This is a genomic window from Rubripirellula reticaptiva (assembly GCF_007860175.1).
Lineage (GTDB): Bacteria > Planctomycetota > Planctomycetia > Pirellulales > Pirellulaceae > Rubripirellula > Rubripirellula reticaptiva.
Genome location: NZ_SJPX01000001.1, coordinates 760,479 through 772,413, shown reverse-complemented (window position 1 = coordinate 772,413; position 11,935 = coordinate 760,479). Strand labels below are relative to the sequence as shown.

Sequence of the window (11,935 nt, the reverse complement as noted above, 5' to 3'; positions counted from 1 at the left end):
AATGAACCCGCAAACCGCTGCCGACTTCATCCGCTCGATCACGGATTTGAAGCCCCAAGTCGCCATTATTCTTGGCAGCGGCTTGGGCGGATTGGCGGATAAGATCGACTCGCCCGTTATTATCGCTTTTGACCGGATCCCCGGTTTCGGAACGTCAACGGCTAGTGGTCATCGCGGACAACTGGTGTTTGGATCAATCGAGTCGGTTCCGGTGGTCGCGATGGCAGGGCGATTTCATCGATACGAAGGCTGGTCGAACGACGATGTCGCGTTTCCAGTCGATGTTATGAACACGGTCGGCGCGTCGCACTTGATCGTGTCGAATGCTGCCGGCGGCGTCAGTCTAAAATTTCGCGTCGGCGATATTGTCGTTCTGCAAGATCACATTAATTTTATGTCGGGCGTGTTTGCTAGCGATCAGGGGGCACCTGAAAAGTTCGCAGCGCCTGGGTGTTTCAATCGACCGGCGATGACGTACGACGCGGCGATGTCGCAGGCGGCGTTCGAAGCTGCCATCGAATCCGGGTTCGATTGCTATCCGGGTACCTATCTTGCCACGTTTGGGCCGACCTACGAAACGCGAGCGGAATACCGGATGATGCGGCGGATCGGTGCCGATGTCGTTGGAATGAGCACCGTGCCGGAAGTGCTGGCCGCGTCGCGGTTGGGAATGCGAATTCTCGGCCTTTCGATGGTCAGCAACGTCGCAAACCCCGACAAAGCCGTAAAAGCTAGCCATGACGAAGTGCTAGAGGCGGGAAGGGCTGCAGAGGTTAAGATGGAAGCGATCGTTCGTAAAGTCTTGCAACAGATCAGCTCTTCTCCTCTTCAATCACCGCCCGTCTAACACGGTTCGTTCGAAATGCCAGACGATCCAAAATCACGTGCAACAAAATCGACGGGCTCCGCACGCAGATCAACGGGCTCTGGACCCAAAAACGATCCACTTGTGGTGCCCCGCGAGACGCCGTCGTCCGGTGCGGACATACTAGCATCGCCCGACTACACGTTCTCAATGACAGAACTAGATAACGATTCGCTTCGTCATGAGATACTTTCGGTCGCAGTTTCACCGGATGATGAAAAACTAACCCAAGTACAAATCTTAGGCGCATGCGGCCAGGATCACGCCATGATGCGGATTGATCACCCTGTGCGATTGCAGGTCGATGGTCCGCTTGGCGATTACGCGTTCGCGTGGTGTGCCGACCTGGACGTGCGTTTGACCGGTTCGGTCGGCCATGGTGTCGCCGAGGGTCTGAACAGTGGCGCCGTTCGAGTTCGTGGCAACGCCGGTGTCGGAGCTGGTACGGCGATGTCAGGCGGTACTTTGGCGATCTACGGATCGGCCAACGATCGCTGCGGCGCCGCGATGCGGGGCGGCAACATCTTTGTTCGCGGAAATGTTGGCGACGAATGTGGTGTCGGTGCCCTTGGCGGAATGATTGTCATTGGTGGTGACGCAGGTCTTCGGCTCGGCGATGCGATGAGCAACGTCACCGTGTTCATTCGTGGACGCGCAAAAACACTTGCCGATGGCGTCGTCGAAGCACCGCTGCGTAAACGCGAGCAATTGCGACTCGGTCTACTATTGATCAATGCTTCGATTCGTGGCGATGCCAAAGAGTTTCGACGGATCGTTCCCGAAGCGATGCTGCAGGCGGAAGAAGCGAGTCGCGGCGAAGTCAATCCGAACTGGCGTTAACGTCATTAGTCTCTTGGTCATCTGAACCTAACATGAACATGTCTCCTAGGATTGATCGACTTGCTCCGTTGGTCTTTGTGCCACCGGCAATGGGCATGCCTTGGACGTGTGCTCCGGTGCAAACCAATGGATTCCCGATCCGGCGTTCCGATGGATCTGAATTGAGTTTGGATTCTCCGCTGTTTTGGTTTGACCCTCCATGGGACTGGGTCGATGCCGATTCTGCCGATGTGATCGCAGAATCGGTGGCTCAGCGTGGCATCGTTGTCTCGGCCCTGCGTCGTGACCTGTCCGATTCCGAAACACCTTCGGCTCTGCACGTCAATCACCGTACGGGGCGACCGACCGATCATTCAGGCGACTCTTGCAAACTGCAACCGCTGCCTCGCATAGTCCCCTACCGCCCCGAACGGTACGGGCTCTGCGCCGCGGACTTCGACGGCGCTTCGATTGTCGATGTGCGTTTAACGGTCACCCGTGATGATACGGGACGGTTTGCTTATTCACCCGAGCAGATCAAACGATGGGAACAGGCTTCGGAAGAGCGTCCGCTTGCCGGCGGTAGTTGGGCTCCCGCGGCGACCTTCCCGCCAGACATCCCCAGCATGGATCGACTGCATTCGAAACTGAATCAAATCCGAATGCTCTCACCTTCGTCCGCCGTGTTTGTGTCCATCTCGCCCTACCGCTTGGATCAAGATTTGCCTCAGGTCATCCAGCAGAAACCCGACGGAGTGATCCTGCGCGCCGATGATGTCCAGTTCGACGGATTGACATTGGTGGCGATGACTCGCCGTGCCCGCCAATGGATGAAACACGAAAACGTCGCCAACATGCCGCTTTGGATCGTACCGGGCGATATTACACCCGACGATGCAGTCAAGTTGATTGCGTTGGGAGCCTCGGGTGTGGCGATCGATTCTTGGTGCAACGCGATCATCGAATCGGCTGAACAATCCACCGAGCAGTCCACCGCCGCACGAATGGGCTTCAAATCGGCTCGTTCAACGCCATCGACCTTCTTGATCGAACTGGTGCAACATCATCTCGAGGAATCGCTCGAACGATTCGACGGGCTGTCACATTCGATCCTGCAAGTACCCTGCGACGAACGACTCGCTTCACTGGATGCGAACTGGGCCAATTCGCTCGGGCTACGGCATCTCGCCTTTGGCGTGAAAAGCTAAGCCGCCAGCAGGAAACAAGCGGCGTATTCGTAGCTCAGGTTGCCAGCTTGAGTCGCAAACTCGCAGTCGAAGCTATGACAACAATTCGGTCATCACGTTTCCATGAACGTCCGTAAGCCGAAAGTCTCGCCCCGCGTGACGGAACGTTAGCCGCTCGTGGTCGATACCCATCTGATGCAACAACGTCGCGTGCAGATCATGGACTTCAACGGACTGGGTCACCGAATACTTTCCGATGTCATCCGTCTCGCCATGAACGTGGCCGCCTTTGAATCCGCCGCCAGCCACCCAAACGCTAAAGCAATCCCGATGGTGCCCGCGACCTTTATTGCCTTCTTTGGTGGGCGTGCGTCCAAACTCTGTTGCCCAAACCACCATTGTCTCGTCCAGCATTCCTTGTTGTTTTAGATCCGTGATCAAAGCCGCGGTCGGTTGGTCGACATTATTCGCCAAATCTTTGTGCTCGTTCATGTCGCCATGCGAATCCCAATTTGGTCGCGATCCGGTGTCAATTAATTCGATGAAGCGAACGCCCCGCTGTGCCAAACGGCGGGCGACCAAGCATTGCCACGCAAAGTCGGCGCCCGGTCCCTTGGTCTTGCGATCGATTCCATACAATTTGCGGATGTGTTCCGGTTCGCTCGATAAATCAAACGCCTCCGGTGCAGACTGTTGCATGTTGAACGCTGTTCGAAACGACTTCATCCGGGCCGCCAAAGCCGAATCGTGTGGTCGGTCGCCAAGATGTTTGCGATTGAATTGGTCAACCAACTCGAATTCTAGATCCTGCAGTTTCCCGCTTTCGCCCGGCGATTTTAAGTTGCCGATTGGATTGTTACCTGGAATAACACGTGTTCCCTGATGGAACGCCGGCAAAAAGTCGCTCGCATAGACCTGAGTACCACCGTACGGCAGATGCGGTGCGATGACGATGAAGCTTGGCAAGTTTTGGTTTTCGGTCCCCAGTCCATAGCTGACCCACGAACCCATGCTGGGCCTCGCAAACGTTGGCGATCCTGTGTGCATTCCTAGGGTGGCTTCGGAATGATCAAAGTGTGACGCCTTCATTGATCGGATCAAGCAAACATCATCCATCACGTCGCGAACATGCGGGAACAGATTGCTGACCTCGGTGCCGCAGCGATCGTTTCGTTTTGATCCGAACAAGTTGCCCATCAATTTGTCCTTGCCGCTACCGTCACGGCCATTCTTGTTCGATTTTGGATCGAACGTATCGATGTGCGACACGCCGCCGGTCGCGAAAATCATAATGACGTTCTTCGCCTTGGCGGGAAAGTGAGTTGGTCGAGGCTGGGTTGGATCATTGCCCGCTTCCGAGGCAAGCAGTTCGGCGACAACACCCGGCATCATCAGCGAACTGGCGACCATTGATCGACTGGCCAGGCTGGACGCTGCGACAGATCCCATCCACTCGCGACGATTGGGTTTTCTACTCACCATCATTCACCATCAATCTAAATAGAGGAATTCGTTGAGTCGCAGCAGGCTGAGCGTCAGGCTGGTCCATGCCCGTTTATCGAGATCCTTTGTGTCCGCTAGCCGCTTGCCAACGGCACGCAGGTGTTCGGACATCCAATCGACTTCTTCGGTCGTCGCAGGTCGATTCAAGATCGTCAAAAAGGCGTCTTCGATCCGCGCGGTGTCATTGTCATGTTGCGAGACAAATCGCTGGGCAATCAGCCCGGCTTGGTCGTGCAAAAAATCGTCGTTGATAAAGTACAACGCTTGTAGCGCGGTGACGGATTCGTCTCGGCTACTCGTGCATGCGTTCGGGTCAGGACCGTCGAATGTTTGCTGGTAAGTTTGCGCCGTCAATCGTTTGGTCATTTGATAGACGCTGCGACGGTTACTGTCGTAGTTTGCGTTGAACGGATGGTGCTGGGTGAATTCCCACTTGTCACGCGGCGGAAACGGATACGGATCCTGTTGTGGCGACAGGTCCAAGTTGCCGCCGATCATCAACAGGGTGTCACGAATCGACTCGGCATCAAGACGCTGGCGATTGAATCGCCAATGCAGTCGATTGTCGGGATCCTGGACCAAGTTAGGTGCTAGTTTTGCAATCACATCACGGCTGGACAACTGATACGTCCGCGAGGTCATGATTGTGTGATGCAGGTGCTTCAGCGACCATCCGTTTTGTATGAAATCGTTGGCCAACCAATCCAGCAATTTCGGATGACTCGGCGTTTCACCACGCAGTCCAAAGTCGCTGGTGCTGGGAACAAGCCCCCGCCCAAAATGACGCTGCCAAACGCGATTGACGATTACCCTTGCCGTCAACGGATTGTCGGGATCGGTGATCCACTTTGCCAGTTCCAATCGACCACTGCCGTTTGAAGCGGCTTCATCGGTTAACGCATATCCGCCCAGCACATCCGGGAACTTCCGCGGCACGGTCGCGCCGGGGCGATTCGGCTCGCCCTTGATTTGGATCGCCGCGTCGACCGGTTCGATATCTCGAACGGCATAAGCGGTCGGAATCTCGGGCATCTTTTTAAGGAAGGCGGCCAACTGGTTGCCCGCGTTTCGAGCTTTCCCCAGCATCTCCTCAAGCTCGTCATGCATCTTGCGTTTCTCGGCGACCGTCGCCGTTTTTTCTCGGTCTGCATTTTCGATCGAGCGTTTCTCGCAGGCGGCCAATTGCTTAGCGAGTTTGTCTTCTAGCGATCGTTTCTCTTTCGCGAACGGCGCGTAAGCTTCGTCGACTTCCTTTTGCGCGATCAGCGGAACCAAGTCGCGTTGCACTTGAAACAGTTCGATCCCGGGGAACGGATAACCGGTGCTCGCAAAGATCCCGTACAGACCGTAGTAGTCGCGAGTCGAGATGGGATCAAACTTGTGGTCATGGCACCGCGCGCATGCGATCGTCATTCCCATCATCGTTCGGCCCAAATTGTCGATCGTATCCTCGATCGTCAAATGCCACGGGTATCGCTCGACCAATGATCCAAACCGACGCGCCATGCTAAGATAGCCGGTTGCGATGGTTTGACGGTTACGTTGTTCCAACGAATCAGCCGGCAATAGGTCGCCCGCCAATTGCTCGGTCAAGAATCGATCATAGGGAACATCCTGGTTCAACGAATCAATGATGTAATTGCGATACAGGTAAGCCTGCGGAATGGGGAAGTCCGAATTGTCGCCCGCCGTGTCGGCGTATCGAACCCAGTCCATCCAGTGGCGGCCCCAACGTTGACCATAGGTCGGACGTTGCAGCAGATTCTCGACCAAAGTTTCAAACGCAGCCGTGGTTGCCGATTCGTCGTGCGTCGATTTTGCCTTTGCTGATTTTACGAACGCGGTCACTTCGGCGGGCGTCGGCGGCAGCCCCGTCAAATCGTAAGTCGCGCGGCGAACCAGCGTGATCGGATCCGCCATCGGCGCAGCCGGCATATCAGTCTCTTCGCGCCGTGATTGCATGAAGCGATCGATCGGGTGCCGCGACCAAACGGCATCCTTGACGCTGGGCGGTTCCGGCCGAGTGATTGGTTGAAACGCCCAGTGGCTTGTTTCGACTTCGTCCTGCTGGTCCGCCGTGTCGCCAGCGTTTTTCATGGCTGGCCAATCCGCATCCGACTTGATCCAGCGCCGGATCGTTTCGATTTCTTCAGTCGTCAACCGATCGCCTTCGGGCGGCATTTGGTCGTCTTCGTTTGTCGACGTGATTCGTGTTAACAGTTCGCTTTCGTCGGGCTTGCCGCGTACGATCGCGCGCTCGCCCGAGTCGGCTTCGGCAAAGACGCTTAGCGACTGGTCAAGCCGAAGGCCACCGTTCTGGTCGGCGGGACCGTGGCATTCGATGCAGTGCTGTTGGAAGACCGATGCGATGTCGCGGACGAAATCGAAGGTCGGTTCGGATGCGTCAGCGGTCAAGCTGTCGCCACTTGGAATGGATCCAGCAATAACCGTCGTCATCGCAAGCCAGATGCAAATTCTGCGAGTCATAAGGCGGGCATTCGCGGTCGTGAGGCGGGGAGGTCGATCCCCGACATCATAGCTTCATCCGTCACTGCCCGGCATGATCGAACCTTATAATCTCGCCTGGTAAATCCCGGCCCGCTGCCGTTCGACGAGTTCTCGTGCGGCGACAATTCTGTTGGGTTCGATCAATTCAGCCCAAGCCACCACGTTCCCAACGTCAGCCAAGCCGGAATTAGCACAATCCCGGCAAGTGACGTCGATAACACCACGCGAAGCGCCGTTTCGGTGTCACGTTCATACAGCCGCACCAACACGATAGGAAACACGGCCGCTGGCATCGCCGCTTGTAAAACGATGACCCGCTGCAGATCGACACTTACGCCAACCGCGGCGACAATCGTCAACATCATCGCAGGTAACAGCAACTGGCGAATTGCGATCGACGACAACACGATGTTCCGCGATCCACTCCAGTTCGTGCCACGCAGGAAATCGACGATGATTGCGCCGCTTAGCAGCAGCCCCATCGGGACCGCACAGCCGCCCAGTTTTCCCAGTGTCGACATAATCGGCGTGGGCACGATTTCGGCACCGCCAATCTGTCGCACGGCGCTGGCCGCTAACACCGCCAACAAAGCGGGGCTCAACAAGGCTCGTTTCCAATTGCCGCCCGCCGACCCGCTGATGATGAGGATCCCGATGCTCCACAGCGCCATATCGACACCGACGTTGTGCAGGATCAACTCGATCACCGCGTCCGGATAAGACTGTTCGGCGATCGGCAGCGCGATGTAGCCGTAGTTGCAGATGCCCGTACACAAAGCAAACGCACGTTGTTTTGCATCGGTGTCCAACCCGATGAACCGGCCTAGATGACGAGCGAACAAGAACGCCATCAAGAACCCCATCGCCGTCATTGCAAATCCAAAGATCGGTGGCGTCCACGCTGCTGCAGCCGAATCGAATTGGGGGCTGGTCAGAATCCGATGCCCAAAATACGACGGCAGCATCACATTGGCCGTCAAATTTGCCAGCGTCCGGTCAGCCTCCGGAGTTAACCATTCCCGGCGCCGGCAATAGGCACCCGTTGCCATGATCAAGAAAACCCCCAAGACGCTCGTCAAAGTCGGCAGGAGGTTGTGCATCCAGAATCGATTAAAAATTTGGCGAAGATCAGGGGATTTCAGCAAGTCGCATCTTAAACCATGCCGCGATTCCTCCCCAGGTGCGGCAATAATCGAACGCTTTCGAGTCCCCCGAGCCAGCTTCGGACAACATATTTGACTGCGTTTCGCCGATCCGACCGTGATTCTGGTCAACGTCTTCCTACTCCGCCTTTGACTATCTGGCGCCAGACAATAAAATAGGTTCGAACGTGGTGGCGAGTGCCGCCGCAATGTCCCCCCCGACCATCGGTTCCGGAGGTGGTCAGCCGATGCACCATTCCGGCTGATTGGCCTTCCCGCTTTCGCCGGTCACGAGTCAGGGGTCGTCGTAGACCCTTTTTTTCGAGAGAGAACCATGATTGTGAATCACTTGACCGACGGCATTGCCGATCCCCTGATGGCTTTTGGTGCTCCTGGGCCGTTGGAGCTTGCGATCATTGCCGGCATCATTTTGTTGCTGTTCGGATCGTCGAAGCTGCCGACCCTGATGCGGAACCTTGGGCGCAGCACCAACGAATTCAAACGTGGGATGAGCGAGTCGACTGACGACGAAGAACCATCCAAGCCGCGTGACGATCGGGCTTAATCGATGTTTGGACTTGGACCATTCGAGATGGTGGTCATCGGCGTCATCGCAGTCGTCCTGTTCGGCGGCAACCTCCCCGAGGTGGCACGCAAACTGGGCGGCAGTTATCGTGAATTTCGCCGCGGCTTGAACGAGGTCCAGCAACAGTTCCGGTTGGCCGAATACGAGGCCAAGAAAAATCTTTCCGTCGACGACAAAGCGTCCAAAAAGACCGCAGAACTCGCCGACGACGAAGACGAACCCGCCGGCCCCCAAGCCCCCAAGTTCACGCCACCATCCTGATCCGGCAACGACAATGTTGCCAACCGACAACACAATCGGAAGGCGGGCTCACGCTCACCACACAAGGCGACCGTAACCAACGTATCGCCCGAGCCCCGCCGACCTTGCCCATCGATAAGCCGAACGCTACCCTACGAATCCGAAATTCGGGCGATTAGCTCAGTTGGTTAGAGCGCTGCTTTCACACGGCAGAGGTCACAGATTCGAGTTCTGTATCGCCCATTTGAAGATTAACCCCGCCGAATCCAGTGTTTTGATACCGACTGACGTTCAGTCGTGCGGCATTTTCCCAGAAGCGCAAAACGGTACGTACCGTTTTGGCTACCTCTGCGAGGATGTTTCGCCATGCCTATTCTTACGTCAGCCTCTCCTAAGTACCGCAAGCATAAAGCAAGCGGGCAAGCCGTTGTCACGATCGCTGGGAAGGATCACTACCTCGGTAAGTACGGTAGCAAGCCGAGTCGGATGCTTTACGATCGACTCGTAGGCGAGTGGTTGGCATCCGGTCGACAACCACCGCCTGTCGATCCTCTGGCTCTCACAATTACCGAACTGATTGCACGCTACTGGAAGCATGCCAAGGCGTTCTATCGCCGTGCTGATGGCACATCCACCGAGACCGCTGAAAACATGCGGAAGACGCTGCGAACACTCCGTCAAGCATACGGAAACGTCGCGGTCGACGAATTTGGACCGATCGCGCTGAAAGCTGTTCGACAAAAGTTTGTCGAACAAGGTCACACTCGCGGCTACGTCAATTCAAACGTCGACAAAATTCGGCGAATGTTTCGCTGGGGCGTGTCTGAAGAACTGGTCAACGAATCGACGCTACGCAGCCTGCAATCTGTCACCGGATTGTCAAAGGGTAAAACGAAGGCGCCAGACAATTCACCTGTGCCGCCGGTCAACGACGATACTGTTGACCGAACGCTACCGGAACTGCCGCCGACCGTGGCAGATATGGTCAGAATCCAACGACTCACTGGAGCGAGGCCGGGAGAAGTTTGCATCATACGACCGAGTGACATCGATTGCACTGGGGATGTGTGGCTGTTCTTTCCCAGTCGCCACAAGACCGAACACCACGACAAGCAACGAACAATTGTTGTCGGCCCCAAGGCACAAGCGATTCTTACCAACTATCTGGACAGAGAGCCCTCCGCTTACTGTTTCGACCCTCGCGAAGTGATAGATGCTCACTTGGTCCAGCGTCACGCCAAGCGTGTTACGCCGATGTCGTGTGGATGCAAGCCAGGCAAGCGGAAGCGACGACGCAACCGAGCACCTGGCGACCACTACACAAACGATTCCTATCGGCGTGTCATTCATCGCGCTTGCGACCGTGTGTTCTTGCCTCCAGCACCGCTAAGAAGAATGCCCAAGGAATCCGATGCAGCACGAGCACGGCGATTAACAGAACGTCAACGCAGCGAGTTGGCTAAGTGGCAAAGCGACAATCGGTGGTCCCCGAATCAACTGAGACACACGATGGGAACGCTCACTCGTGAGCGGTTCGGAATTGAAGCCGTTGCCGCCGTCCTGGGGCACAGCAAGACCGACACAAGTGAAATATACGCGTTGAGGAATTTAAAGCTTGCTGCTGAAGTGGCAATGGAACTTGGCTAGCGTACAATTACGTCCGTTCGTGGCGACGGCTTCGAACACTTCAAGAACGGGTAGGCCGGTAGCTCCGGCCGCACAATTCAACCGGCTACCGGCGAACCTTTCCACCGTAGCCGATTGAATTGGCCCATCCGATGAGAAAGGTATCTGATGAGCGAAAAGGGCAGGAGCGTTGTCTCATTTGAAACATCGCAAATTGAACGATACGTCGATGTGCTTTTTATGGCCTGCGGACTGCATAACGACTGGCAGCGATTCAGGCGTGAAATAAACGAGGGCGACATCGGCGATGGTTGGCTAACCGTTGATAAGCATTTGGAGAGCATTCAGCAATTTCAACAGTCTTTTTTGTTGGTTGGTGAATCTTGTGTGCATCTACACAGCGAAGCATCGATGACGTCAACGGAAGGCTGGGGCGAGAATTTGTCGTTGAAGTACTTTCGCTGGGTGCAGCAGGGATTGAAGCAGGCTGGCAACGGTGCAACCGCCATCGGAAAGAGAATCGAGCAAGTCCTCAGCTGGTCAGGAAACTACAACCCGTGGCGAGAATTGAACGATCAAAATAAGGAGGAGAAAAATGTCTGGGTTGGATGTCGTGAAGGACTACAGAAGTGCTATCTATTGCAAGGCAACAGCATCAGTGGTTTACCTTTCGAGATGCGTATCGCGACCCACAAGCAAGCCATTTGGCCTGTCGAATTGGTGTCGACGATGGTGGGTAATCAGAGAATTGTCGCAGATGAAATGAACGAAATTGGTGGCTCTGTTTCGATTGACACTATCGCTGATTTAGCGGGTTGGAAGGAACCTTTCGACGATAGTATTCGCGGTTTGACTCGCGAATTTAATGCGAAACTCATAGAGGCAGGAATCGACGCACGAATTGGACGAAGCAAAGGAAGGTTGGTCAAGAAACTGGCCGCAGACTAAACGGCACAATCTGGCACCCTCGCAGCACAACTTGCGGCACAGAGCCGAAGTCAAGTCGCCCCTAACCTCTCTCGCATGGTCAGTCACACTCCGACACCAATGTAAGAGAGGTTTTTCTATGGTCACTCCCGACCCGTACCGTATGGTCCGCTTGAACGCGGGCGCGGCATCTATCGTCGAAGGCATCACCGGCGATCGTCCATCATCTGCCACGATGTATCGCTGGGCACAACGCGGCCTCAAAGGCGTGAAGCTGCAAACCGCTTTCGCTGGCGGGCATCGCCGAACAACTGAACAATGGATTCGCGAATTCTTCGCCGCGATCACCGAAGCCGTTGACGGCACCGCTGTTGCACCGCCCAAGCCAGTCGACCGCGACAAGCAAATTAAGCGAGCCGAAGCTGAACTTGAGGCTGCTGGCATCTAATGGAAACCAACGAAAAAAGGGCCGCCGCCAAGCAAGCCCCCTTCTGGTCACCTCAACAGCGTACACGACTGAACCACTATCCGA

At 55.7% G+C, this 11,935-nt stretch carries 11 protein-coding genes and 1 tRNA gene; 9 read left to right on the top strand and 3 right to left on the bottom strand.

Annotated elements, in window-relative coordinates; all coding sequences use genetic code 11:
• Position 1: 1 nt before the first annotated feature.
• The 3 genes from Poly59_RS02895 to Poly59_RS02885 all read left to right on the top strand — a co-directional run bounded on the left by Poly59_RS02895 (position 2) and on the right by Poly59_RS02885 (position 2,892).
• The gene (locus Poly59_RS02895) at positions 2-847 is read left to right on the top strand and encodes a purine-nucleoside phosphorylase (RefSeq protein WP_146532543.1); all 846 of its coding nucleotides are present in this window, start codon (positions 2-4) and stop codon (positions 845-847) included.
• A gap of 168 nt (positions 848-1,015) precedes the next feature.
• Positions 1,016-1,705, top strand: a complete 690-nt coding sequence (locus tag Poly59_RS30050; RefSeq protein WP_146533221.1) for a tributyrin esterase — start codon at positions 1,016-1,018, stop codon at positions 1,703-1,705.
• Between the two features lie 32 nt (positions 1,706-1,737).
• Positions 1,738-2,892: a hypothetical protein gene (locus tag Poly59_RS02885; RefSeq protein ID WP_146532542.1), complete on the top strand. Its 1,155-nt coding sequence runs from the start codon at positions 1,738-1,740 to the stop codon at positions 2,890-2,892.
• 72 nt (positions 2,893-2,964) lie between these two features.
• Here Poly59_RS02885 and Poly59_RS02880 read toward each other — a convergent pair whose 3' ends face one another.
• The 3 genes from Poly59_RS02880 to Poly59_RS02870 all read right to left on the bottom strand — a co-directional run bounded on the left by Poly59_RS02880 (position 2,965) and on the right by Poly59_RS02870 (position 7,982).
• On the bottom strand, positions 2,965-4,356 hold the full coding sequence (locus tag Poly59_RS02880; protein WP_222436031.1) for a DUF1501 domain-containing protein: 1,392 nt from the start codon (positions 4,354-4,356) through the stop codon (positions 2,965-2,967).
• Between the two features lie 6 nt (positions 4,357-4,362).
• Complete coding sequence (locus Poly59_RS02875; protein ID WP_146532541.1) at positions 4,363-6,861, bottom strand: PSD1 and planctomycete cytochrome C domain-containing protein; 2,499 nt, start codon at positions 6,859-6,861, stop codon at positions 4,363-4,365.
• A gap of 161 nt (positions 6,862-7,022) precedes the next feature.
• Positions 7,023-7,982, bottom strand: a complete 960-nt coding sequence (locus Poly59_RS02870) for an AEC family transporter (RefSeq protein ID WP_146532540.1) — start codon at positions 7,980-7,982, stop codon at positions 7,023-7,025.
• A 376-nt stretch (positions 7,983-8,358) separates the two neighbouring features.
• Here Poly59_RS02870 and Poly59_RS02865 point away from each other — a divergent pair, with 376 nt between their 5' ends.
• The 6 genes from Poly59_RS02865 to Poly59_RS02840 all read left to right on the top strand — a co-directional run bounded on the left by Poly59_RS02865 (position 8,359) and on the right by Poly59_RS02840 (position 11,851).
• Positions 8,359-8,589 carry a twin-arginine translocase TatA/TatE family subunit gene (locus Poly59_RS02865; protein ID WP_246151331.1) on the top strand — a complete coding sequence of 77 codons (231 nt, stop codon included), beginning with the start codon at positions 8,359-8,361 and terminating at the stop codon, positions 8,587-8,589.
• A gap of 3 nt (positions 8,590-8,592) precedes the next feature.
• Complete coding sequence (locus Poly59_RS02860; RefSeq protein WP_146532539.1) at positions 8,593-8,871, top strand: Sec-independent protein translocase subunit TatA/TatB; 279 nt, start codon at positions 8,593-8,595, stop codon at positions 8,869-8,871.
• A gap of 148 nt (positions 8,872-9,019) precedes the next feature.
• Positions 9,020-9,093 (top strand) — tRNA-Val (locus Poly59_RS02855).
• Between the two features lie 123 nt (positions 9,094-9,216).
• On the top strand, positions 9,217-10,497 hold the full coding sequence (locus tag Poly59_RS02850; RefSeq protein WP_146532538.1) for a tyrosine-type recombinase/integrase: 1,281 nt from the start codon (positions 9,217-9,219) through the stop codon (positions 10,495-10,497).
• A gap of 147 nt (positions 10,498-10,644) precedes the next feature.
• A complete protein-coding gene (locus tag Poly59_RS02845) occupies positions 10,645-11,424 on the top strand; it encodes a hypothetical protein (protein ID WP_146532537.1) in 780 nt (259 codons plus the stop codon).
• A gap of 118 nt (positions 11,425-11,542) precedes the next feature.
• Positions 11,543-11,851 (top strand): DUF1580 domain-containing protein, encoded by a 309-nt coding sequence (locus tag Poly59_RS02840; protein WP_146532536.1) that lies wholly within the window; start codon positions 11,543-11,545, stop codon positions 11,849-11,851.
• Positions 11,852-11,935: the final 84 nt, after the last annotated feature.